The organism is Streptomyces sp. NPDC006261, from assembly GCF_040613515.1.
Classification (GTDB): Bacteria; Actinomycetota; Actinomycetes; order Streptomycetales; family Streptomycetaceae; genus Streptomyces.
The window spans coordinates 47,221-70,034 of the sequence record NZ_JBEXSI010000019.1 but is presented as its reverse complement, the minus strand read 5'-3'; the positions used below and the strand labels follow the sequence as shown (position 1 = coordinate 70,034).

General features: G+C 71.4%; 19 protein-coding genes and 1 pseudogene. 6 read left to right on the top strand and 14 right to left on the bottom strand.

Translation table 11 applies throughout. From position 1 onward, the window contains the following. The first annotated feature begins 19 nt into the window (after positions 1 to 19). Both ABZ154_RS14800 and ABZ154_RS14795 read left to right on the top strand, forming a co-directional pair. Complete coding sequence (locus ABZ154_RS14800) at positions 20 to 739, top strand: ABC transporter permease (RefSeq protein WP_356832510.1); 720 nt, start codon at positions 20 to 22, stop codon at positions 737 to 739. A gap of 324 nt (positions 740 to 1,063) precedes the next feature. Next, positions 1,064 to 1,766: pseudogene (locus ABZ154_RS14795) on the top strand (hypothetical protein); the annotation flags it as partial. 75 nt (positions 1,767 to 1,841) lie between these two features. Here ABZ154_RS14795 and ABZ154_RS14790 read toward each other — a convergent pair. The 9 genes from ABZ154_RS14790 to ABZ154_RS14750 all read right to left on the bottom strand — a co-directional run bounded on the left by ABZ154_RS14790 (position 1,842) and on the right by ABZ154_RS14750 (position 11,959). Next, on the bottom strand, positions 1,842 to 2,666 hold the full coding sequence (locus tag ABZ154_RS14790) for an HAD family hydrolase (protein WP_356832508.1): 825 nt from the start codon (positions 2,664 to 2,666) through the stop codon (positions 1,842 to 1,844). Continuing rightward, on the bottom strand, positions 2,663 to 3,940 hold the full coding sequence (gene serS, locus ABZ154_RS14785) for a serine--tRNA ligase (protein WP_356832506.1): 1,278 nt from the start codon (positions 3,938 to 3,940) through the stop codon (positions 2,663 to 2,665). Before serS ends, ABZ154_RS14790 begins: the two co-directional genes overlap by 4 nt. Before the next feature lie 671 nt (positions 3,941 to 4,611). Continuing rightward, on the bottom strand, positions 4,612 to 5,547 hold the full coding sequence (gene pheA / locus ABZ154_RS14780) for a prephenate dehydratase (RefSeq protein ID WP_356832505.1): 936 nt from the start codon (positions 5,545 to 5,547) through the stop codon (positions 4,612 to 4,614). Between the two features lie 129 nt (positions 5,548 to 5,676). Next, positions 5,677 to 6,957, bottom strand: a complete 1,281-nt coding sequence (efeB, locus tag ABZ154_RS14775; protein WP_356832592.1) for an iron uptake transporter deferrochelatase/peroxidase subunit — start codon at positions 6,955 to 6,957, stop codon at positions 5,677 to 5,679. A gap of 43 nt (positions 6,958 to 7,000) precedes the next feature. Further along, a complete protein-coding gene (locus ABZ154_RS14770; protein WP_356832503.1) occupies positions 7,001 to 8,905 on the bottom strand; it encodes a copper resistance protein CopC in 1,905 nt (634 codons plus the stop codon). 10 nt (positions 8,906 to 8,915) lie between these two features. After that, complete coding sequence (locus ABZ154_RS14765; RefSeq protein WP_356832501.1) at positions 8,916 to 9,365, bottom strand: copper chaperone PCu(A)C; 450 nt, start codon at positions 9,363 to 9,365, stop codon at positions 8,916 to 8,918. Beyond that, complete coding sequence (locus tag ABZ154_RS14760) at positions 9,362 to 10,021, bottom strand: SCO family protein (RefSeq protein ID WP_356832499.1); 660 nt, start codon at positions 10,019 to 10,021, stop codon at positions 9,362 to 9,364. The genes ABZ154_RS14765 and ABZ154_RS14760 overlap by 4 nt, the downstream gene beginning before the upstream one ends. A 110-nt stretch (positions 10,022 to 10,131) precedes the next feature. Beyond that, entirely contained in the window at positions 10,132 to 10,902 is a 771-nt protein-coding gene (locus tag ABZ154_RS14755) for a YcnI family protein (RefSeq protein ID WP_356832497.1), read from the bottom strand. Positions 10,903 to 11,095: 193 nt separating this feature from the next. Next, entirely contained in the window at positions 11,096 to 11,959 is an 864-nt protein-coding gene (locus ABZ154_RS14750) for a hypothetical protein (RefSeq protein WP_356832495.1), read from the bottom strand. 294 nt (positions 11,960 to 12,253) lie between these two features. On the opposite strand from ABZ154_RS14750, the gene ABZ154_RS14745 reads away from it, so the two are divergent. Continuing rightward, complete coding sequence (locus tag ABZ154_RS14745) at positions 12,254 to 12,895, top strand: ATP-binding protein (RefSeq protein WP_356832493.1); 642 nt, start codon at positions 12,254 to 12,256, stop codon at positions 12,893 to 12,895. A gap of 32 nt (positions 12,896 to 12,927) precedes the next feature. Here ABZ154_RS14745 and ABZ154_RS14740 read toward each other — a convergent pair whose 3' ends face one another. Both ABZ154_RS14740 and ABZ154_RS14735 read right to left on the bottom strand, forming a co-directional pair. Continuing rightward, the gene (locus tag ABZ154_RS14740) at positions 12,928 to 14,409 is read right to left on the bottom strand and encodes an aminopeptidase P family protein (protein WP_356832491.1); all 1,482 of its coding nucleotides are present in this window, start codon (positions 14,407 to 14,409) and stop codon (positions 12,928 to 12,930) included. 106 nt (positions 14,410 to 14,515) lie between these two features. Next, positions 14,516 to 16,003 carry a PP2C family protein-serine/threonine phosphatase gene (locus ABZ154_RS14735; protein WP_356832489.1) on the bottom strand — a complete coding sequence of 496 codons (1,488 nt, stop codon included), beginning with the start codon at positions 16,001 to 16,003 and terminating at the stop codon, positions 14,516 to 14,518. Positions 16,004 to 16,550: 547 nt separating this feature from the next. Here ABZ154_RS14735 and ABZ154_RS14730 point away from each other — a divergent pair. Then, entirely contained in the window at positions 16,551 to 17,234 is a 684-nt protein-coding gene (locus ABZ154_RS14730; RefSeq protein ID WP_356832487.1) for a bifunctional DNA primase/polymerase, read from the top strand. 419 nt (positions 17,235 to 17,653) lie between these two features. Next, on the top strand, positions 17,654 to 18,016 hold the full coding sequence (locus tag ABZ154_RS14725) for a hypothetical protein (RefSeq protein ID WP_356832485.1): 363 nt from the start codon (positions 17,654 to 17,656) through the stop codon (positions 18,014 to 18,016). A gap of 222 nt (positions 18,017 to 18,238) precedes the next feature. Here ABZ154_RS14725 and ABZ154_RS14720 read toward each other — a convergent pair whose 3' ends face one another. From ABZ154_RS14720 to ABZ154_RS14710, 3 genes are all read right to left on the bottom strand, one after another. Next, on the bottom strand, positions 18,239 to 19,204 hold the full coding sequence (locus ABZ154_RS14720; RefSeq protein ID WP_128848740.1) for a DUF5926 family protein: 966 nt from the start codon (positions 19,202 to 19,204) through the stop codon (positions 18,239 to 18,241). A gap of 136 nt (positions 19,205 to 19,340) precedes the next feature. After that, positions 19,341 to 19,949: an ATP-binding protein gene (locus ABZ154_RS14715; RefSeq protein WP_356832482.1), complete on the bottom strand. Its 609-nt coding sequence runs from the start codon at positions 19,947 to 19,949 to the stop codon at positions 19,341 to 19,343. A 106-nt stretch (positions 19,950 to 20,055) separates the two neighbouring features. After that, a complete protein-coding gene (locus tag ABZ154_RS14710; RefSeq protein ID WP_356832590.1) occupies positions 20,056 to 20,892 on the bottom strand; it encodes a glycerophosphodiester phosphodiesterase in 837 nt (278 codons plus the stop codon). 201 nt (positions 20,893 to 21,093) lie between these two features. On the opposite strand from ABZ154_RS14710, the gene ABZ154_RS14705 reads away from it, so the two are divergent. Further along, complete coding sequence (locus ABZ154_RS14705) at positions 21,094 to 22,728, top strand: trypsin-like peptidase domain-containing protein (protein ID WP_356832480.1); 1,635 nt, start codon at positions 21,094 to 21,096, stop codon at positions 22,726 to 22,728. Positions 22,729 to 22,814: the final 86 nt, after the last annotated feature.

Here is a 22,814-nt window from a genome sequence, read left to right as displayed (position 1 = left end):
AAAGGAGCTGTGCACCGTCATGTACGACCCCACAGTCGCCCGGCTCACCTACCGGGCCCTGCTCGGCCGGCGCCGGGCCGCCATCCTGTTCGTCCTTCCCGCGCTGCTGCTGCTCCTCGCGGCGGCGGTCCGCATGTTCGCCGGAGCCGATGACCAGGTCGCCGCCAACGTCCTCGGCGGGTTCGCCATCGCCACGATGGTGCCACTGATCGGGGTGATCGCCGGTACGGGGGCGATCGGTCCCGAGATCGACGACGGCTCGATCGTCTACCTGCTGGCCAAGCCGGTGAAGCGCCCCACGATCATCTTCACCAAGTTGATCGTCGCCATCGCGGTCACCATGGTCTTCTCCGCCGTGCCGACGCTGCTCGCGGGGCTGATCCTGAACGGCAACGGGCAGCAGATCGCGATCGCCTACACGATCGCGGCGCTGGTCGCCTCGATCGCGTACAGCGCGCTGTTCCTGCTTCTCGGTACGGTCAGCCGCCACGCGGTGGTCATCGGCCTGGTGTACGCGCTGGTCTGGGAGGCGCTCTTCGGCAGCCTGGTGCCGGGGGCGCGGACGCTCAGCGTCCAGCAGTGGTCCCTCGCCGTCGCCGAGAAGGTGGCCGGCCAGGGCATGGTCACCTCGGAGGTGGGACTGCCGCTCGCGACCGTCCTGCTGGCCACCGTCACCGTGGCCGCCACCTGGTACGCGGGCCAGAAGCTGCGCGCGCTGAAGCTGGCCGGGGAGGAGTGAGCCCGGCCTGATCCGGTACGCCGTCCACGCAGCCCCCGCCCACCGGTCCTCCGGGGGCGGGGGTTGTCGTTGTGACAGGGGCAGTCGTATGAGCGGGACAGATGTGCGCGTAACCGTACGTTTATCGGGTCGCTGGGCAGGGTGCGTGGAGGCAACTGGTATCCGTGACGTCGTAGCGTTCGTGAAATCTGGGAGTGCCGGACCCGGGTGAGTCTCAGCCCACCGGTCCGGTCATCGGGTGAGTGGCCACCGTGAGCGTCCTCCACCCCCGCAGCCCGGGGTAGGGGCCGTTCCTGGTCATCCCCTCGTACGGAAGGCATGCCCATGCCCACGGAAGTCGCCCTGCTCGAATCGCGGGCGCTGCGCGTCGAGCAGATGGGGCGCGTCGACATCCTCGACAAGGTGAAGAGCCTTGTCATGCTCCCGGACGGGATTCACGTTCGCACAGAGGATGTGGCACGTTACTTCGAAGTATCCACAGCCTCGGTCAGGAGACTCACCGAACGGCATCAGGAGGAGTTCGCTGAGAATGGTCTGCGCGTTCTAAGCGGCTCTGAAGTGCAATCCTTCCATAGCGACATGATGTCGCTATGGAAGGGGGAGGGGGTGGAATTATCCACAGACGGCCACGCGGTTGCGCCTCCACACCCGCCGGACCGTTCTCAACGTCGCCATGCTCCTTCGCGACAGCGACGTCGCCCGCTGCGTGCGCACCTACCTCCTCGACGCGGAGGAATCGCTGCGGGCCCAGTACGACACGCTCGATACGCGGGTCACCCGGATCGAGAGCTGCCTCGCCGACGTCGGCAGTGTGCTCCAGGAGCTCGGGCCGGTGCTCTGCCGGATGTCCGAGCGGCTGGACAGCCTGGACCGGAAGGCGGAGGTGACGCGTCAGCTGGTCGGCGCGATGAACGTGCGGCTCTCGGACCTGTCGCGGGACGTCGTACGGATGGACGCCCGTTCCGACGCGCGGATGGAGGCCTTCGCGCACCAGATGAAGGACCTGCGGCGCCGTACCGGGCGTCGCCGAGCCGTGAAAAGGCCCTGTCCGGCCGCCGTCGGGGTCCAGCGGCGGCCGGACAGGGCCGACTGCAGAGTCACGTCAGTGGGGCGCGGCGAGGCAGCCCGTGCGGAGCAGTTCCTCCAGGACCACCGCGATGCCGTCGTGCTCGTTGGACGCGGTGATCTCGTGCGCCACGGCCTTCAGGGCGTCGTGGGCGTTGGCCATGGCCACGCCGTGCTGCGCCCAGCCGAACATCGGGATGTCGTTCGGCATGTCACCGAAGGCGATGGTGTCGGCGGCCTTCACCCCGAGCCGGCGGGCGGCCAGCGAGAGGCCGGTCGCCTTGCTCAGCCCGAGCGGCAGGATCTCCACCACGCCGGGGCCCGCCATGACCACGTCGACCAGATTGCCGACGGCGGCCCGCGCGGCGGTGGCCAGGGAGTCGTCGTCGAGCTCCGGGTGCTGGAGGTAGACCTTGTTCAGGGGAGCGGTCCACATCTCGGTGGTGTCGTCCACGAAGACGTACGGCAGCGGCCCCTCCTGTACGTGGTAGCCGGGGCCGACCAGCACCTCGCCCGCCAGGCCGTCGCGGCTGGCCGCCAGCGCCAGTGGGCCGACCTCCGCCTCGATCTTGGACAGCGCGAGCCCGGCGAGCTGCCGGTCCAGGGTCAGCGAGGTCAGCAGTTTGTGCTCGCCCGCGTGGTAGACCTGCGCGCCCTGGCCGCAGACGGCGAGGCCGTCGTAACCCAGGTCGTCCAGAATGTACCGGGTCCAGGGGACCGAACGCCCGGTGACGATGATGTGCGCGGCACCGGCCGACGTGGCGGCGCTCAGTGCCTCGCGCGTGCGCTCGGAGACCGTGTCGTCTCCGCGCAGCAGGGTGCCGTCGAGGTCGGTCGCGACGAGCTTGAAGGGGAAGGTCACTTGGCGACCGGTTCCAGGACCTCGCGCCCGCCCAGGTACGGACGGAGCACCTCGGGCACCCGGACCGAACCGTCGGGCAGCTGGTGGTTCTCCAGGAGCGCCACGATCGTGCGCGGGACGGCGCAGAGGGTGCCGTTCAGTGTGGCGAGCGGCTGGACCTTCTTGCCCTCGCGCATCCGGACGGAGAGACGGCGGGCCTGGAAGCTGTCGCAGTTCGACGCGGAGGTCAGCTCGCGGTACTTGCCCTGGGTCGGGATCCAGGCCTCGCAGTCGAACTTGCGCGAGGCCGATGCGCCGAGGTCGCCGGTGGCGACATCGATGACCTGGAAGGGCAGTTCGAGGCCGGTGAGCCACTGCTTCTCCCACTCCAGGAGCCTGCGGTGCTCGGCCTCGGCGTCCGCCGGGTCGACGTACGAGAACATCTCGACCTTGTCGAACTGGTGGACGCGGAAGATGCCGCGGGTGTCCTTGCCGTACGTCCCGGCCTCGCGGCGGAAGCAGGGGGAGAAGCCCGCGTAGCGCAGGGGCAGCTTGTCCGCCTCCACGATCTCGTCCATGTGGTACGCGGCGAGCGGCACCTCCGACGTGCCGACCAGGTAGTAGTCGTCCTTCTCCAGGTGGTACACGTTCTCCGCGGCCTGGCCGAGGAAGCCGGTGCCCTCCATGGCGCGCGGGCGGACCAGCGCGGGGGTCAGCATCGGGATGAAACCGGCCTCGGTGGCCTGGACGATCGCCGCGTTGACGAGGGCGAGCTCCAGGAGGGCGCCGACGCCTGTCAGGTAGTAGAACCGCGAACCGGAGACCTTGGCCCCGCGCTCCATGTCGATGGCGCCGAGCGCCTCGCCGAGCTCCAGGTGGTCCTTGGGCTCGAAGCCCTCGGCGCCGAAGTCACGGATGGTGCCGTGCGTCTCCAGGACGACGAAGTCCTCCTCGCCGCCGACCGGCACGTCCTCGTGGACGATGTTGCCGAGCTGGAGGAGCAGCCGCTTGGCCTCGGCGTCGGCCTCGTCCTGGGCGGCGTCGGCCGCCTTGACGCCGGCCTTGAGCTGATCGGCCTTCTTGAGGAGCTCGGCGCGCTCCTCGGGGGTGGCCTTGGGGATCAGCTTGCCGAGCTGCTTCTGCTCGGAGCGGAGTTCGTCGAAGCGGACGCCGGACGACCTGCGCAGCTCGTCGGCGGAGAGCAGGGCGTCGACGAGCGCGACGTCCTCTCCACGGGCGCGCTGGGAGGCGCGAACACGGTCGGGGTCCTCACGGAGCAGGCGAAGGTCAATCACCCCACCAGGCTACCGGTGCGTGGATCTCGCACTCGAACCGATATTGCCGCGCGTGTCACTTTGACCGAATTGCCAGAATTGATATTCCTGAGGGTGAATCCCGAGGTGCGATCCCGGGCTTGCGCCCGGGACGTGCGTCCGGCCTGCGTCGATAACGGCGGTTAACTCCCCTGAACAGGGCAGAAGGTGCAGGCCCTCTTGGCGTACGAGCCTTGGGCGGAGGGGGAGTTGGAGGCGTTCTGCCGAGCGTTGTCCACAGGAGGGGGTGCTCCCGAATAGTTATCCACAGGCTGTGAAGAAGTTCTGTGGATGATGGAACGGAATGTTCCGGCAGCCGGGCGAAGGTGCGTCGACCCCCCTGTCTGCACAGTCGAAACCTCCCCCGTACGCTCATTCGAGTGGCAATTCGTCGCTCTGGGGAGTTGATCAAGGGAATTCGCGCGATCCGGGAAGGTTCGTGCCGAGGCCACCCTCTGTGGACGCACCCAAAGCCACGGCGTTGATTTGTCGACGATGTCGCATTGGGGTGTCGACTTGTCCCCAGGTCGAGAAGCCAGCCTGTGGATAACTCTGTGGGTGAATGACTATCTGTAGGTAGGACCACAGCGCAGCGCACGGAGCGTCCCGGAGCGGAACGCTCCACTCCGGGGATGAGTCGCCGCCGAGCGCCGTCAGATCCGCCCGTCCTGGCTGCGCGCCAGCCAGTCGGAGGCCTCGGTGAAGGCGCTGTCCGAGGTGCCCGCCCGCAGCGGCCGGACCTCGTCGGCGGATACGCCCGCCCGCGGGTACGAACCGAGGAACCGCACCTTCGGGCAGATCCGCTTCAGCCCCATCAGGGCCTCCCCCACCCGCCGGTCCGCGATGTGCCCCTCGGCGTCCACGGCGAAGCAGTAGTTGCCGATCCCCTCGCCGGTCGGGCGCGACTGGATCAGCATCAGGTTGACGCCGCGCACCGCGAACTCCTGGAGCAGCTCCAGCAGCGCACCGGGGTGGTCGTCGCCCAGCCAGATCACCACGGACGTCTTGTCGGCCCCGGTCGGGGCGGACGGCCGGGCCGGGCGCCCCACCAGGACGAAGCGGGTCTGGGCGTTCTCCGCGTCGTGGATCTCCGTGACCAGGGGCTCGAGCCCGTAGGTGGCGGCGGCGAACTCACCGGCGAACGCGGCGTCGTAACGCCCTTCCTGGACCAGCCGGGCGCCGTCCGCGTTGGACCCCGCCGACTCCCACGCGGCCTGCGGGAGGTGGGCCGCCATCCAGTTGCGCACCTGCGGCTGGGCGGCCGGGTGCGCGGTGACCGTCTTGATGTCCGACAGCTTGGTGCCCGGCCGCACGAGCAGCGCGAAGGTGATGGAGAGCAGCACCTCGCGGTAGATCATGAGCGGCTCGCCGCTGGTCAGCTCGTCGAGCGTGGCCGTGATGCCGCCCTCGACGGAGTTCTCGATCGGCACGAGAGCCGCCGCCGCCTCCCCGTTGCGTACGGCGTCCAGGGCCGCCGGTACGGAGACCATCGGGGCGAGCTCGCGGGTGGCGGCTTCCGGGAGCGTGCGGAGGGCGACCTCGGTGAAGGTGCCCTCGGGACCGAGATAGGCGTAGCGCGTGGCTGACATACGCTCACCCTATTGCGCCGTACGACGGGGGCCTTGCCGTCTCAGAATCCGGTCGGGGCAGCGGAATCCGGTCAGGGCCGAGCGCCCCTGGCCCCATGAGGTGCCCCGGCCCCATGAGGCGCCCCGGCCTCAGGACTCCAGCAGCCGCTGTCCCACGTATTCGTCCTCCGCCGCCCCGCCCGGCACCGCGAACAGCCCGCTCGCCTCGTGCCGGATGAACGGCGACAGCGCGTCGCCCCGGTCGAGCTTGCGCTGCACGGGCACGAACCCCTTGAACGGGTCCGCCTGCCAGCAGACGAAGAGCAGCCCGGCGTCCGGGGTGCCGTCCTCCGAGATCCCGTCGTGGTACGAGAACGGCCGCCGCAGCATGGCGGCCCCGCTGTTCTTCTCGGGGGAGGAGATCCGGGCGTGGGCGTTGTCGGGGATCAGGAGCCGGCCGTCCGGGCCCGCCTTGTCGAGATCCATCTCCGTGGTCTCGCTCCCGCCGCTCAGCGGGGCCCCATCCGCCTTGCGCCGCCCGATGACCCGCTCCTGCCGGTCCACCGGGAGCTTCTCCCAGTCGTCCAGCAGCATCCTGATCCGGCGGACGACGGCGTACGAACCGCCCTCCAGCCACGCATGCGGGGTACCGGGGGAGGCCGGCACGAACACGCGCCGCTCGAAGTCCTCGTCGGCCGGCTTCGGGTTGCCGGTCCCGTCGATCTGGCCCATCAGGTTGCGGGCGGTCATCGGCCGGGCCGTGGCCCCAGGGGTGCGGTTGAAGCCGTTCATCTGCCACCGCACCTTTACTGTTCCCGCGCCATCCTTCTGTACGGCCCGCAGGGCGTGGAAGGCGACCAGTGCGTCGTCGGCGCCGATCTGCACCCACAGGTCGCCGTCGGAGCGCCTCGCGTCGAGCTGGTCGGAGGAGAACGCGGGCAGCGGGTCGAGCGCGGCGGGCAGCCGGGAGCTGAGGCCCGTACGCGCGAAGAACGTACGGCCGAAGCCGAAGGTGACCGTGAGGGACGAGGGCCCCGCGTCCAGCGCGATGCCGGTGTCGTGGCCGGGCCCGTCCGCCGAACCCGCCGCCGGGCGGCCCGCCATCAGCTCCCGGGCCACCGCCGACCAGCGCCGCATCAGGGCCACGGCCTCCTTGCGGCCCGCGCCCGGCACCAGATCGAAGGCGATGAGGTGGCCCCGGGCCTGAAGCGGAGTGGTGATCCCCGGTTGATGTTTCCCGTGAAACATCGCCTCGGTGGAGCCGACAGCCGTCAGCGCGGTCGGTGCCTCGGAACGGGTCGCGGCGTATCCGGCCGCCCCGCCCGCAGCGCCCAGCACCAGCCCGGTGGCACCCGCCGCGCCCACACCGCCCAGCAGCCGCCGCCGCGATACACCGGAGGGGCCGGCTTCCGGGGAGGAGGCCGTACCCATTCCGCCCGGGTCCTGGTTCTGCTTCCTGGTCTTGCTCACGTACTCAGCCGATCTTCACGTTCTTGTCGATGGTGACCTGGTCGATGTCCGACGTCCGTACCGTCACGTCGACCTTCCACTCCCCCGCCATGGGGATCTGGACGCCGCTCGCCGACCAGTGCCCCTCGGCGAGCCGGTCGGGTGCGATGGGCAGCGGGCCGATCTCCTGCGCCTCCAGGGTGAGGGCCACCTTCAGCTCCGGGACATCCATCGGCTTGCCGTCGCTGCCGTCGATCCACACGTGCAGTTCGTTGGAGCCGGTGCGCGCGGGGTCGATGTCGATCCGGACGGTTCCCTTGCCTTTCCGGCCGCCGGTGTCGAAGGGCAGGCTCAGGTTGACGGGCCCCGCCGCCGGGGTGGTCGCCGCGGTGGATGCGCTCGCGGCCTCCTCTTCCGTACGTCCCGGCTCGGTCGACGTCAGCACGGTGGTGACTGCCAGCAGGACCACGGCGATCGCCGCCTCGGCCAGGACCGAGCGGCGCAGCCCGGAACGCTCCGGGTCGGCGTCCCGTATCCGCTTCTTCTTCGTCGCGGTCAGGACGGCCTGCTGACGAGCCAGTTGGGCGGCGCGTTCGGGGGCGACGTCGTCCACGGTTTCCACCGGGCCGGCCGCCTCCTCGGGAGGCCGGGAAGACCCGGCATCCGTCAGCCGCCCCGTCCACCGCCGTGAGAACCACGCCACGGCGAGCAGGACCGCGATCAGCGCGACCTTGATGATCAGGAGCTGCCCGTACCGCGTCCCGGTCAGCGCCGACCAGGATCCGACCTGCCGCCACGACTGGTAGATCCCGGTCGCCGCGAGGACGAGGACGCTGCCGAACGCGACCCGGGAGAACCGCCGTACGGCATCACTTGCGATGTCCGGCGTCCGGTACAGCGCCACCAGGAGCGAGACGAGACCGCCGAGCCAGGCGGCGACGGCCAGCAGGTGCAACACGTCCACCGGCATGGCGATCTCCGCCTGGATGCCCGTCGACGCGTGCTCGGACATGGCCCAGGTGGCGGCGATGCCCGCCGCGACTACCCCGCCGCCGACGGCCAGGCCGAAGGTGAGGTCCCTCTTCTCGACGGCGTCCTCGCGCCGGGCGTACGTACCGAACAGGACGGCGATGAACAGGGCGGCCGCGCCGAGCAGCAGCAGCCGCGAGACGAGGGCGGCGCCCGGCTTGGTGTCCAGGACGGCCTGGAGCCCCTCCAGGTCGAAGGCGTCGGCGAACTTGCCGCTGCCGGTGTAAGGGTTGCGGAGCAGCAGCATGACCAGGGTCGCCGCGGTCAGCGTGATCCAGCCGCGGACCACGAGCTGCTGCATCGGCCGGGCGGTCGCCCCCCGGGGCCAGCAGCCCAGGACGAAGGCCGCCCCGCCCACGAGCAGGACGAACCCGGCGTACGCGGCGTACCGTGCGACGCCGTAGACCGTGCCGACCGGGCCGCCGCCCACCTCGTCGGAGGGCAGGGCCACGGTGGTCTCGGAGGGGGCGCCGATGGAGAACGTGAAGGCGCCGGAGATGGGGTGGCTGTCGGCGGAGATCGCCTGCCAGGCCACCGTGTAGGTGCCGTCAGGCAGGCCGGAGTGGAGCTCCACGCCGTACCGGACGGTGGAGCCGTCGGACAGGTCCTTCGGCTCGGCTCCGGTGTCGGCGCGCTTGCTGCTGGGGTCCAGGACCCGGATCGACCCGTCGCCGACGGCGATCGCCTCGGAGAAGGTGAGGGTGACCTCCTTCGGCGCGGTGGCCACCACCGCCCCGTCCCGCGGGTCGCTCCCGGTGAGGGCGGCGTGCGCGGACGCCGGCCCGGCGCCGGCCAGCAACAGCCCGAACACCAGGCTGACGAGGGCGGCGACGAGCGCGGCGGCGGCGAACGGCCGCCGTATCGGGGACGCTCCGGGGCGCGGGGCGGTGGCAGTCGTCACGGTCGGACCCTCACTGCTTCTTCGGGTTGTGGGTGGTTTCCTTCACCGGCAGGTCGACCGTGATGGGGTCGGCCTTCTCGAAGTGCAGCTCGACGGAGACCTTCTCGCCCTGCTTGGGCTTCTTCTTGAGCTTCATGAACATGATGTGGTTGCCGCCGCGTTCGAGGTCGAGCTCGCCGTTCGCCGGCACCTCGAACGACGCGACCTCGCGCATCTGCTGGTTCTTCGTCTCGTGGATCGTGACGTCGTCGGAGAGCGGACTGGTCACCGAGGTGAGCCGGTCGGGGGAGGAACCGCTGTTCTGTACGACGAGGAAGCCGGCGGCCATGTCGCTGACGGGCTGCGGCAGATACGCGCCCACGACCTTCAGCTCGGGCTCGTCGCTCTCCGTGGAGCACCCCGCCAGCGCCAGCCCCGTGGTGAGGGCGAGGGCGCCGGCGAGGACCGTACGCCGGTTCACGGGTTCTCCCCCTTGAGCAGCTTGGGGAGATCCTTCGCGTACTCCTCGGCGGTGGTGTCCTCGCCGTACAGCACGTATCCGCCGTCCGTCTTCGGGGAGAAGGCGACGACCTGTGCCCCGTGCATCGAGACGGGCTTGCCGTCCTTGTCCTTCGTCGCCGGCTCGATACCGATGCCGATCTGGCGCGCCCCCGCCTGGATGGTGGGGAAGTCGCCGGTGAGACCGGTGAAGGTGGGGTCCTGGGCCTTGAGCCACTCGCCGAGCGAGGCGGGGGTGTCGCGCTCGGGGTCGGTGGTGACGAAGACGACCTGGAGCTTGTCCTGGTCGGCCTCGGGCAGGCCCCGTTTGGCGATGGAGATGTTGCTCATGGTCAGCGGGCAGACGTCGGGGCAGTGGGTGTAGCCGAAGTAGATGAGCGTCGGCTTGCCCTTGGTCACCTCGCGGAGGTCGTACTCCTTGCCGTCCGTGTCGGTGAGGACGAGGTCCGGCTTGGTGAACGGCCGGTCGAGAACGGTCGCGGCCTGGGTCTTCGGCGAGGCCTCGACATCGGCGATCGACGAGGAGCCCGCTTTGTCACCGCTGCTGCCGCAGGCCGAGAGGGCCAGTGCGGCCGCGGCGGCGAACGCCACGGCCGTCACTGCATTTCTGTTGCGCATGTGAGGGTGTCCTGAATGTGGTGCGGGTGGTGGAACCGGCAGGCCCGGCCGTACGGCGACGGCCGGACCCGGGCGCGTCGGGCCGTACGGCGACGGCGCGACCCGTTGGATCAGGTCGTACGGCGGCGGCCGGCGAGCACGCCGAACGCGACGCCCGCGACGCCGATGAGGATGCCGATGATCCCCAGGGTGCGGGCCGTGGTGTCGCTGGAGGAGGAGGACGCGGCGTGCGTCTCCTTCTTGTCACCCTCCGCCGACGCGGCCTTGTCATCGGCCTCGTGGCCGGCCTCGGGCTCGTCGTCGCCGGCCTTGTCGGCCGCGCCGCCGTGGTGGTCCTCGGTCGCGGCGGTCAGCTTCAGGACCGGGGCGGGGCTGTCCGGCTCCTCGCCGCCCTTGGGCTCCTCGATCCAGCGGACGACTTCCTTGTTGTCGTACGTCTGGACGGCCTTGAAGACCAGCTGGTCGGCGTCCTCGGGAAGCCGCCCGACGGAGACCGGGAACTGCTGGAAGTAGCCGGGCGCGATCTCGGAGCCGTCGGCGGTCCAGGTCACCTTGGTGACGGCCTCGGTGATCTTCCGGCCGTGCACCTCCAGGGGCTTGTCGAGCTTGCCCTTGGTGATCGCGATCTTCCAGCCCGGCACGGCCTCCGGGGTGACGGAGGAGAGCGGGTGGTCGGCCGGGAAGTTCACCTCGAGCTTGACCGTGGAGGCCTGGTCCCGCTCGTTGGGGACCTTGAAGTTGAGCGTGGCGTAACCGCCCTTGGCCGCCTCGCCCTGCGGCTGGACGGTGACGTGCGCGGCGGCGGGACCGGCGAGCAGCAGGACGCTGGACGCGGCGACGCCGGCGGCGATGGCGATGCGGGAGACGTTGGTGGCGCTCATGGCAGGAATCACTCCACGGAGGAAGAGGAATACGGCGGAAGAGGAACACAGTGGTCCGGCGCGCGGGTGCGCGACGGTGGCACGACACCTCGTCCGGTCCGTGAGGAATCCGGCCATGTCCGCGAGAGCCGTCCATGAAGGAGGCCCCTTGTGCACGGTGATGGTCCGTACGGCGGTGGGCGCAGGTGTCGCGTCAGGCTGCGAGGGCGTACGGGGCCGGAGGCCCGCGCCTGATCACCAGGTGCTGCAGAGGGTCCCCGGTGGCCGGTGCCGGTTCGTCGTCGGCCGTACGCAGGGCGCGCGGGCCGTTCGCGAGCTGCTCACGCGCTCCGGCGCGCAGGGCGCGTACGAGCGCGAGCGCGGCGCGCAGGGAGCGCAGCCGGGCGCCGGCCGCCAGCGCCTGGGCGCCGTACGCCGAGAGCCGGGCCAGCCGGAAGAGGGCGGCCTCGCCGCGTCGCAGCAGCCAGCCGGCGGCGAGCGCGGCCAGCAGGTGAGCCAGGAACATCGGCAGGCCCGGCAGCAGCGCGGCCGCCGAGGCGTACGCCGCGGCCACGCCGGAACCACCGTCCGGAGCCGCCGCGGTGGCGGCTCCCGCAGCCCCCGCCGATGCGAGGTGGCTGTGGCCCGCGACCACGGAGGGGTCTATGCCCGCCGTGGTGACGATGCGATGGGCGTCGGCGGCGTCGATCTGCCCCGGTCCTCCGCCGCACACCAGCCCGGCGGCGAAACGGATCAAGGGGTTCTCGCCGCTGCCCCGGGGTGCCGCGGCGGCGACGGCATGCGTGCTGCCGTGGCTGCCGTACGCGAAGAGGACGTGCAGGGCGACCTGTCCGCCCGCCAGCGCACCCGCGATCGACGGCAGGGAGCGTTCCCGTCCGGCGAGGGCCGAAGCCACGGCGAGGACGCCGAGGAATCCGGCGAGCAGGGTCCACGCGGGGACGGGCGCCCCGGCGGCGAACGCGTGCCCCGCCGCGGACAGCACGACGCAGACCGCGGTGAACACCGCGGCCCTCATGAGCCGCAGACCGGCTCCGGCGTGTGCGACAGGCGTGGACATGGCCCGAACATCATCGCACTGCGCACCCCTCCGCGGTACGGCAGGTCCGGAAGATCAGTCTCCGTCCACAAGCGCGCTTGTTGTGGCTGTTGGCGGGGGATGTACGGACTGTGGACGCGCCGCTTCCGGAACCCGCCCCCACCTCCGCCGGGGTGGCCCACGGGGCGGCCATACACGGGTGCGCGGAATATCCGCATCCGCCGAATGAGGGCTCTCACGGCCGATCCGTGCTTACGAAGTGCCTTGTGCGGCAATACGTATCGGTACGTCGAGCCGCAGCCAGGAGGCTGGAGCATGAGCATCTGGTGGTCACTCCATTTGCGGCGCGAAGCTGCGAGTGTTCCGCTCGCCCGTCGTTTTCTGCTCGGCACCATGGAAACCGCGGGGGTGGACCCGGACATCTCCTTCGACCTTTCGGTCGCGCTCAGCGAGGCCTGTGCCAACGCCGTCGAACACGGCGGCGACCGGCCGGGCCTGGAGGAGCACGGGGATCGCGGACCCGAAAGGCCCCCGGCGGACTCCGGGCAGTACCGGGTCACGGCCTATCTGGACGGCGAGAAATGCCGTATCGAGGTGGCCGACTCGGGCCCGGGCTTCCCCGCCCGGCGCGCGCTTCGCCCAGCCGCGCACACCGAACACGCGGAGCACATCGAACGGGCCCAGCAACCGGAGTACGTCGAACGGGCCCAGCAGCCGGAGCACATCGAACGGGCCCAGCAACCGGAGTACGTCGAACGGTCCCATCACCCCGAGCCCGTCGGTGCCCAGCCCACGTTCGCCCCGTACATCCCCTGCGTCGCCGAGAGCGGCCGCGGGCTGGACCTCATCGAGCAGCTCGCCGACCACGTCCAGTTCGGCAACCGGCCGGGCCGGGGCGCGGTGGTCAGCTTCGACAAGGTCCTGAAATGGCGGGAGGGCGCGCTGCTCATGGTGTGAGCAGCGCGCCCTGCCGTCAGGCGGAGAAGGGGTCAGCCCTTCAGCTGAGCCATCCAGGCCTCGACCTCGTCGGCCCGCCGGGGCAGCTTGTCGGACAGGTTCCGGTTGCCGTCCTCGGTGACGAGGATGTCGTCCTCGATCCGGACGCCGATGCCCCGGTACTCCTCGGGCACGGTCAGGTCGTCGGCCTGGAAGTAGAGGCCCGGCTCCACGGTCAGGCAGACCCCCGGCTCCAGGATGCCGTCGACGTACGCCTCGGTGCGCGCGACGGCGCAGTCGTGGACGTCCATGCCGAGCATGTGACCGGTGCCGTGCAGGGTCCAGCGGCGCTGGAGGCCGAGCTCCAGGACCTTGTCCACGGACAGGTCGCCGAGCAGGCCCCACGCGACGAGCTTCTCGGCGAGCACGCGCTGCGAGGCGTCGTGGAAGTCGCGGAAGGTGGCACCGGGCTTCACGGCGGCGATGCCCGCCTCCTGGGCCTCGTACACCGCGTCGTAGATCTTGCGCTGCAGCGGCGAGAACGTGCCGTTGATCGGCAGGGTGCGCGTCACGTCGGCGGTGTAGAGCTCGTTCGTCTCCACGCCGGCGTCCAGGAGCAGCAGATCGCCGGAGCGGACGGCACCGTCGTTGCGGACCCAGTGCAGGGTGGTGGCGTGCGGTCCGGCGGCGCAGATCGACCCGTAGCCGATGTCGTTGCCCTCGACGCGGGCGCGCAGGAAGAACGTGCCCTCGATGAAGCGCTCGCTGGTCGCCTCGGCCTTGTCCAGGATCCTGACGACGTCCTCGAAGCCGCGCGCGGTGGCGTCGCAGGCCTTCTGCAGCTCGGCGATCTCGAAGGCGTCCTTCACGAGGCGGGCCTCGGAGAGGTGGACGCGCAGCTCCTCGTCGCGCTCGGCGGTCACCTTGTCGGTGAGGGCGGCCTCGATGGACGCGTCGTGACCGCGCACGCTACGGACCGGGCCGGTGGCCTCGGTCAGCGCGGCGGCGATCTCGCGGACGTCCTTCGCGGGGATGCCCAGCAGCTGCTCGGCCTCGGCGAGGGAGTGCCGGCGGCCGACCCACAGCTCGCCCTGGCCGTCCAGCCAGAACTCGCCGTTCTCCCGGTTCGAGCGGGGCAGCAGGTAGATCGTGGCCTGGTGGCCGCGCTCGCCCGTCGGCTCCATGACGAGGACGCCGTCCTGGGTCTGGTCACCCGTGAGGTACGCGTACTCGGTGGAGGCGCGGAAGGCGTACTCGGTGTCGTTGGAGCGGGTCTTGAGGTTGCCCGCGGGGATGACGAGGCGCTCACCGGGGAAGCGCGCGGAGAGAGCGGCGCGGCGGGCGGCGGTGTGTTCGGCCTGGGCGATCGGTGCGAGCCCGTGCAGCTCGGTGTCGGCCCAGCCCGACTTCATGTTCTCGGCGAGCTCGTCGGAGACGCCCGGGTACAGGCCGTTCTTCCGCTGCTTGATCGGCTCCGCTGCCTCGTTCTCTTCGGTCTCCTGCTCCGGGGTCTCCGGGATGAGCTCCTCAGACACGATGTGATTCTCCTTGTTACGACACTGGGCCATCACCCATCGTACGGGCGTACGGAAGGGGGCCCAGGGCCGAAGGGCCTGTTACCGGAGAGGTAGTTGGGGGGGGTCAGTCGAAGTGCGCGGCGAGGACCACCACGTCCTCGGTGGAGTCGCTCCGGTCGAGCCCGTCGGGCAGCATCGTGCGCAGGACGTGGTCGGCGACGGCGGCCGGATCGTGCCGCCCCGCCTTCGGTACGGAAGCGGCGGCGGAGTGCAGCCGGGCGAAGGCACGGTCCATCGCGTCGCCGGTGCGGCGCAGCAGGCCGTCCGTGTAGAGGAGCACCGTTTCTCCCGGCGCCGGGGAGAACTCCACGCTCGGCGCCTCCCAGCAGGCGAGCATCCCCAGCGGGGCGGAGAGCGTGGTCTCGACGAACTCGCAGCGCCTCTCGCCGAGCACCAGCGGCGGGGTGTGCCCGGCCCCGGCGAGCACGACCTTGCGGGCGGCGGGTTCGCAGTAGGCGAAGAGGGCGGTGGCGGTCCGCGCGGGCTCGGTCAGCCGGAGCAGGAGCTCGAGATCGGAGAGTACGGCGACGGGGTCCTCGCCCTCCATCACGGCGTACGCCCGCAGACTGGCGCGCAGCCGTCCCATGGCGGCCATCGCGCTCGGCCCCGATCCGCCCACCGAGCCGACCGCGAGCCCGAGCGCCTGGTCGGGCAGCGGCAGCGCGTCGTACCAGTCGCCGCCGCCTCGGGGGCCGGTCCGGTGCCGGGCGGCCAGCTGGACACCGGGGATGCGGGGCAGCCGGCTGGGCAGCAGCTCCGCCGCGACGGTCGCGACGTCGGCGCGGGCGCGTTCCAGCTCGGCCAGGCGGGCCAGGTGCTCGGTGGCGTAGCGCGCGTACAGGCCGACTAGGTGGCGCTGCTTCTCCGAGGGCTCCCCGGGCTCGTCGTAGAGCCAGACGGCGCCGCCGAGCCGTCCGGCGGCCTCGGAAGCGAGGGGCAGGGCATAACTGGCGGCGTAGCCGAGGCGGGTGGCGACCTCGCGATGGCGGGGGTCCAGCTCCGGGTCGCCGAGCAGGTCGGGCGTGGTGAGCCCGTCCGCGGTGCCGGGCCGCCCGTCGAGGACGCGGCCCAGGGCGGTGGCGGCGCGCTCCACGGTCTCGATGTGGCCGAGATCGGCGTGGCTGAGCCCGAGTCCGAGGGTGGTGGACGGCGTCCCGCCGCCCGCCGGTTCCAGGACGAGGAGTCCGCGGCGGGCGCCCACGAGGGCGGCTCCGGCGTGCAGCAACTCGTTCAGGGCGGCGTCGAGGGTGGTGGTGCCGGCCAGCCGCTCGGTGAGTTCGTGCAGGGTCGTGAGATCCGAGACCCAGCCCGCGAGCCGGTCCTGGATGAAGGCTCCGGGAGCTGCCGGAACCTCCCGCAGGGGGGCGGCAGTGTGCGTTGAAACCGGAACTTCTGGATCGATTCCAGCCACTTTCGGCAGGTGCGGGGCGCTCATGGCAGCCAGCTTTCGGGCCGGTGCGATTCGTCGAATAGCATCGCAAACCCCCATGTGATTCTGCGCCACTATCAATGCATCCACATGTACACGCACAAGTAACCTGATGTCCAGCATTGTCCCCTGGAGGCTCGCCGGATTCGCTCCCCTCCAGTGTTAGTCAACTTGGCCGAAAAATGCACCCTCCGGCAGCTATTTGCGGTCGACTGGGGCAGCTCAACAAGGGGTGTCCCCGGGAGGAAATCCCAGGGGCGGCGTCATTCCGGGCAGGCTGGGTACGTAATCGGCGATGCCCGGGGCAGACGCTCACGGGCGGATGTGATCGCTCAGGAACCTGACAGCGGGTCCGGACGTCCTTACCCGTGACGGTCGCGATCAGTGACGGTCACGCCTCCGCCCCACGCGGCGGGGTTCGGGCCCGGCCGGCAGGCACGAGGCGCCCGTGGCGGGCGCCCCCGGCTCCACGCAGCTCGGCACCACCCCAGATCGGTTCCACTCGGATCGGTTCCACTCGGCTCGGCTCGGCTCACGCTCGGTACCGAAGGCACGCCCCGTACCGCAGAACCTGATGAGCACGTATGCACAGCGAAGAGACGCTCGCGCGAGGTCCCACACACGCGTGCGTCATGTGGACTCGGCGTTCAACGGAAAGGAACGAGCGCTCATGCGCGAGATCCTCGGAAGGCGACGCAGGTTCCGGCTCCGGCGCAAGGAGGGTGCCGCCCGGCTCGACGCGGCCCTGACCTTCGCCACCGCATGGCAGTGGCCCGTGCTCCCCGGAGCCGGGACCGCGCCGGCCGCCCTGCCCGACGGGCGTGGCCTCGGCTGCGCCTGCCCCGACCCCGACTGCGCCGTTCCCGGCGCGCACCCCTTCGACCCCGGGCTTCTGGCGGCCACCACGGACGAGCGCATGGTGCGCTGGTGGTGGACCAACCGGCCCACAGCCCCGGTGATGCTGGCGACCGGCGGCCGTGCCCCCTGCGCGGTGAGCCTGCCCGCCCTGGCCGGGGCGCGAGCTCTGGTCGCCCTGGACGGCATGGGCATGCGGCTGGGCCCCGTCGTGGCGACGCCCACCCGGTGGTCGCTGCTGGTGGCCCCGTACACGCTGGAAAGGCTCGGTGAGCTGCTCCACAGCAAGGACTGGGTGCCCAGCTCGCTCCGGTTCCACGGGGAGGGCGGCTATCTCGTCCTGCCCCCGTCCGAGACCGGCGCGGGCCAGGTGCGCTGGGAGCGGGCCCCCTCGCCGGGGGCGGCGGCTCCCTGGCTCCCGGACGTCGAGGCGGTCCTGGACGCCCTGGTCGAGGCGAGCACGAGCGCTCCGGACGGTGGCAGCCGGCTCGCGTACTGACGGGCGGGCGGCCCGGCCCTCACTCGTACGTCTCACTCGTACGGGTGTGGAGCCGGGCCGTATGCGCGGTAAACGGGCGCCGGACGGCCCGGCAGCGTGCCTCGCGTCGATATCGTCGCCCCGAATACCCGCGTACCCGCGTCCGGCGAGTGCCCGCGCGGCCGGGCAAGGGGGCCACCATGAATCTCCGCATGATCGGCCTCACAGCTGTCACCGCGTTCGCGTGCCTGATTCCGATCATTGCTTCCGCGGATCCCGGTGGCTCCCCGGCTCGTGTATCGACAGGTGAGGAATCCCCGGACAGATCATCAGAAAGCCGTGCGGAAAGGCCTTCTGATGACCCATCCGGGAGCGGGGGCGAATCCTCTTCCCCTTCGTCGTCGTCGCCGTCGGAAGCGCCATGGCCATCGCCATCGGAAATGAGCCGCGAGGGCGCCGCCCGGTGCGGTCCCGAGCTCGTCTCGCCGGAGGGCATCGAGGCGCAGACCTGTGTCATGACCGGGGGCGGCGAGACCTGGGCGCGCGCCTACTACCGCAACACCTCCGGTAGGGAACTCCGCTCCGTACTCACGCTGATGGGGCCGGGCGGGCGCACCGTGGAGCTGCACTGTGTCCTGGCGGCCCACGACGAGCCGGGCAGCTGCGAGACACCGCGAAGCGCCTCGGCGGGTGGCCCCGACGCGTATGCGGCGGTGGCGGAGTACGCGGGCGCGGGGCCGGTGGAGGAGGCGCCGCTGCTGCTCCGGGCCGGATCACATCGCGCGCCGGGCGCACCGGACTGAGTCCGGGGGCGGGTCTCGGGGCGGCCGGCCGGAGCGTGCCGCAGCCGGAAACGAAGACGCCCGGTCGCTGGCGACGGGGGATGCACCAGCGACCGGGCTTCTAGAACGGTAACAAGAGATCTGCCGTTCGCAAATTCGATCTCGCCTGCGGGGGCGGCGATTTACTTGTCAGTACGGTGAGTTGTGACGCGAGTCACCGACTCGGGGCGGGTCTCGACGGGGTCAGCTGAGCGTCACCTGGCGGTTGGTGAGCCCGCCGCGGGCACGTCGCTCCTCGGCGGTGAGCGGGGCGTCCGAGGCGAGCGCCGTCGCCAGCCGCTCGGCGAACGCGACGGCGGGCTTCTCGCACGCCTCGGCCCCCATGGAGCTCGGCAGGTCCCAGACGGGGACGACCAGACCGTGCGCCCGGAACGAGCCGACCAGCCGGGTGTCCTCACCCAGCGAGGAGGTGCCGGCGGCGTGCAGCCGGGCGAGCGCGTCGAGGAGCTGCTCCTCGGGGTGCGGCATGACCCAGCGCAGGTGGTTCTTCTCCGGGGTCTCGCACCAGTACGCGGCGTCGGCGCCGGAGAGCAGCACCGTCGGGATCGCGGCGGCGTTCGCGCGCTCCAGGGAGGCGGACACCTCAGGTGTGGCGTTCTCCGCGTCGGGCACCCAGAACTCGAACCCGGTGTGGACGACCGGCTCGAACGCGGCGTCCGGGTCGAGCAGATCCTGCAGGCGCGGCCCGTCGGCCGGTACGCGGCGGGCGGTGACCGGGGTGCCGGGCTCGACCTCCAGCGCCCGCTGGAGCGTGTCCGCGAGGTCGCGGCTGAGGTCGCCGGAGGAGGTGTCGTTCTGCAGGGCGAGGAGGACGGAACCGTCGTCGCGGCGCAGGGCGGGCCAGGCCATCGGCAGGACGGTCGCCAGCGTCACCGACGGAACGCCCTCGGGCAGCCCGCCCTTCAGCGTCAGCTCGACCGTGGCGGCGGGCACCAGCTCGCGCAGGGCGACCCAGTCGCACTCGCCCGCGAGTCCCTCGAACGGGCGGTGGACGAGCTCGGTCACGGCCTGGGCGGCGGCGCGTCCGTGACACGCCTTGTAGCGACGGCCCGAACCGCACGGGCAGGGCTCACGGGCCCCGACGACCGGGATCTCACCGTCCTTGAGCTGCTGCTTCCCGGCCTTGGTCTGAGGGCGCTTCTTGGCCATGGTGGGCATTCTCCCGATTGCGACAGTGCGGTCTCGGCGCGAGCCTAGCCGCCCGGGACACCACCACGGCACACGTGCCTGCCGCCGCCCTCACAGGCCGCCCCCACCGAGCGGTGTCGCCGATGGGGCAGCCGCTTCAGCTCGCGTCGTCGAGGACGTCGGAGAAGTCGAGCCCTTCGAACCCGGTGAGTCCGTCGACCGCGCCGAGCTCGGGCGGCTTCGGGGAGGGGACGTGGGCCCAGACGGTGACCTCGCCCGACGAGTCGTCCCGTACGCCCCACTCCTGGGCCAGGGCGCTGATGATGTTGAGCCCCCGGCCGCCTCGTGCCGTCACCGAAGGGGTGGCCGGAACGGGCCGGGTGGGCCCGCCGCCGTCCGTGACCTCCACGGTCAGGCCGCCGCCCGTGTCCACCCGCCAGGCGGCCCGGATGTCGCCGTCACCGACATCGGTGTGCCGCCCCAGCGGCCTGCCGTGCCGGCAGGCGTTGCTGAGCAGTTCGGAAAGAATGAGAACAGCGTCATCCACGACCGCGTCGGACACCCCGTTGCTGCGCAACTGCGCACGCATCCGGTGCCGTGCCTGCCCCACGCCCGCAGGGCCATGGGGAACGGCCATGCTCGACGACGCAGGCACCTCTTGTGCCACCACCAACGCCACCCCCGAGACCTCCTTTGCCCCACGCCACGGGTTGGATGCCCCACTGAGCTGCGCCGGAAACCGGCCAGGGCGCTGTCGGTGACGCACTCGACACGACTGAACGCGCAGTGAATGCGCCGGTGTACTCCCCGTCATGGTGATGGCGGGGGCACTTTCGCCTGCCAGGGGCGTGCCAGAGGCGATCCATTGTGTGCTAAATGCGCCCCAGTTGGGACAGAACCTGCTTCGGGCGGTTGGTGATGATCGCTTCGACGCCGAGTTCGGCGCAGAGCTCCACGTCGGCAGGTTCGTTCACGGTCCACACGTGCACCCGGTGGCCCGCCCGGTGCAGCCGTTCGATGTACCCGGGGTGGCTGCGCACGATCCGCATGCCGGGTCCGGCGATCCGGGAACCGGCGGGCAGCCGTCCGTCCCGCAGTCGGGGTGACACGAACTGCATCAGGTAGACGGTCGGCAGGCTGGGCGCCGCGGCCTGGACGCGGTGCAGGGAGCGGCCGGAGAAGCTCATGATGCGGATGGGGGAGGGCTCGTCGGCCGAAGGAGCGGCCAGACCGAAGCGGTTCAGCAGGTGCAGGAGCCGCTCCTCGACCTGTCCGGCCCAACGGGTGGGGTGCTTCGTCTCGATGGCCAGCTGCAGCGGCCGCCCCGTGGCCCGTACCTCGGTGAAGAGCTCCAGGAGCCGTTCCAGGGTGAGTACGGAGGTGAGCTCGCCCGGCACCGGATCCCAGTCCGGCGACTCCTCGCGGTCCTTCCAGGAGCCGAAGTCGAGGGCGGCGAGGGCGGAGAGCTCCAGGGCGGAGACGGCGCCGCGCCCGTTCGACGTACGGTTCACCCGGCGGTCGTGCACGCAGACGAGGTGGCCGTCGGCGGTCAGCCGGACGTCGCACTCCAGGGCGTCGGCACCGTCCTCGATCGCCTTGCGATAGGCGGCCAGGGTGTGTTCGGGGGCGTCGTCGGAGGCCCCGCGATGGGCGACGACCTGGATCGAGCTGTGCGGGCTGCGCTGCCGTGCGTGGGTCACCCGGGCCATGGTGTCACCGCTGTGGGGGTAGGCGAACACATGTCACCGTGGAGGACCGTTTTGTCTGATGTAAAGATTGGTGTGCGGATGCACAGGTCCTGCTTACAGTGGCCCGACGTGCCGTGGGAAAAGCTGACTGCAGACACGTGCACAGCGGATTTCTTGCCGAACGCCGACTGGATGCCGAGTGGAACCGAGGAGTAAAGAGCTGTGAGCACCGAGAACGAGGGCACCGAGGGCAACGCGGTACCGGCCGTGCCGTCCGTTCCGCCCGCACCTCCCGTGCCGGCCACCACTCCCGACGCGGCGGCGGACGGCGCACGCGAGGAGTCCGGGAGCGGCTCCGGTACGGAGGCGACGCCCCCGGCGACCCCGGCGCACGCGGACGCCCCGCGCCACACCCCCACGGCCCAGGGCGCGCCGGTGCACCCGGGCGCCCCGCAGGACTCGGCGGCGTACTCCGGCCAGCCCGCGCACCACCAGGCCGGGCCCCACACCCCCCAGCAGCCCCACCAGCCCCCGCACACCCCGTACGTGGCGGCGCCCGAGCCCCCCGCGGGCGCCGCCTCCTGGCCCCCGCCCCCGCCCGCGGTCCCCTCGTACGCCGGTGGCGGCGCGGCCCACCCGCCCGGCGGCGGCATGGGCAACGGGAGCGGCCACGGCCCGGTCTGGGGCGCCCCGGTCCCGCAGCCCGGCCACGACCCCTCCCACGGCAACGGCAAGCGCCGGGGCGCCGGCGGCCTGGTCGCGGCGGTCGCGGTGGCGGCTCTGGTCGCGGGCGGTATCGGCGGCGCGCTCGGCTTCTGGGCCGCCGACCGCAACGACAACGGCTCCTCCGGCAGTTCGACCACGGTCGCGGCGTCGGACAGCCCGAGGGACCTCAAGCGCCCGGCGGGCACCGTGGCCGGGGTCGCGGCGAAGGCTCTCCCCAGCGTGGTGACGATCGACGCGCAGGGTGGTGAGGGCGAGGGCGGGACGGGCACGGGCTTCGTCTACGACAAGGAGGGCCACATCCTCACCAACAACCACGTGGTGGCCTCCGCGGCGGAGTCCGGCGAGCTGTCGGCGACGTTCTCGGACGGCAAGAAGTACGCGGCCGAGGTGGTCGGCCGGGCGCAGGGCTACGACGTGGCCGTGCTGAAGCTGAAGAACCCGCCGTCGGGCCTGGCTCCCCTCCCTCTCGGCAACTCGGAGAGCGTGGCGGTCGGCGACTCGACGATCGCGATCGGCGCCCCCTTCGGCCTGTCCAACACGGTCACGACGGGCATCATCAGCGCGAAGAACCGCCCGGTCGCCTCCGGGGACGGCTCCAGCAACAAGAACTCGTACATGAGCGCCCTGCAGACCGACGCCTCGATCAACCCGGGCAACTCCGGCGGCCCGCTGCTGGACGCCACGGGCGCGGTCATCGGCATCAACTCCGCGATCCAGTCGACGGGCGGCGGCCTCGGCCAGTCCCAGGCCGGATCGATCGGCCTCGGGTTCGCGATCCCGATCAACCAGGCGAAGAACGTCGCCGAGCAGCTGATCAAGACGGGCAAGCCGGTCTACCCGGTGATCGGCGCGACGGTGACGATGGAGGAGAAGACCGGCGGCGCCGCGATCTCCTCCGAGGGCGCGGGCGGCACCCCCGCCGTCACCCCGAACGGCCCGGCGGCCAAGGCGGGCCTCAAGCCGGGCGACGTGATCACCAAGTTCAACGACACCGTGATCGACAGCGGCCCGACCCTGATCGGCGAGATCTGGACCCGCAAGCCGGGCGAGAAGGTGACCCTCACGTACGAGCGCGACGGCAAGTCGGCGACGGCCGAGGTCACCCTTGGCCAGCGCGAGGGCGACAGCTGACCGGCCGGATCGCCCGGTCCGGAATCGACGGAGCCCCCGCACAGAGTGCGGGGGCTCCGGCCGTTGACGGAGGCCGCTTACACGGA

What these genes read in the sequence shown, in the direction of transcription:
- ABZ154_RS14800 (WP_356832510.1), top strand. Translation starts at nt 20, where the DNA reads ATGTACGACCCCACAGTCGCCCGGCTCACCTACCGGGCCCTGCTCGGC.
- pheA (WP_356832505.1), bottom strand. Translation starts at nt 5,547, where the DNA reads ATGTCAGCCACGCGCTACGCCTATCTCGGTCCCGAGGGCACCTTCACC.
- efeB (WP_356832592.1), bottom strand. Translation starts at nt 6,957, where the DNA reads ATGGGTACGGCCTCCTCCCCGGAAGCCGGCCCCTCCGGTGTATCGCGG.
- ABZ154_RS14760 (WP_356832499.1), bottom strand. Translation starts at nt 10,021, where the DNA reads ATGCGCAACAGAAATGCAGTGACGGCCGTGGCGTTCGCCGCCGCGGCC.
- ABZ154_RS14755 (WP_356832497.1), bottom strand. Translation starts at nt 10,902, where the DNA reads ATGAGCGCCACCAACGTCTCCCGCATCGCCATCGCCGCCGGCGTCGCC.
- ABZ154_RS14750 (WP_356832495.1), bottom strand. Translation starts at nt 11,959, where the DNA reads ATGTCCACGCCTGTCGCACACGCCGGAGCCGGTCTGCGGCTCATGAGG.
- ABZ154_RS14745 (WP_356832493.1), top strand. Translation starts at nt 12,254, where the DNA reads ATGAGCATCTGGTGGTCACTCCATTTGCGGCGCGAAGCTGCGAGTGTT.
- ABZ154_RS14735 (WP_356832489.1), bottom strand. Translation starts at nt 16,003, where the DNA reads ATGCTGGACATCAGGTTACTTGTGCGTGTACATGTGGATGCATTGATA.
- ABZ154_RS14730 (WP_356832487.1), top strand. Translation starts at nt 16,551, where the DNA reads ATGCGCGAGATCCTCGGAAGGCGACGCAGGTTCCGGCTCCGGCGCAAG.
- ABZ154_RS14725 (WP_356832485.1), top strand. Translation starts at nt 17,654, where the DNA reads ATGAGCCGCGAGGGCGCCGCCCGGTGCGGTCCCGAGCTCGTCTCGCCG.
- ABZ154_RS14720 (WP_128848740.1), bottom strand. Translation starts at nt 19,204, where the DNA reads ATGGCCAAGAAGCGCCCTCAGACCAAGGCCGGGAAGCAGCAGCTCAAG.
- ABZ154_RS14710 (WP_356832590.1), bottom strand. Translation starts at nt 20,892, where the DNA reads ATGGCCCGGGTGACCCACGCACGGCAGCGCAGCCCGCACAGCTCGATC.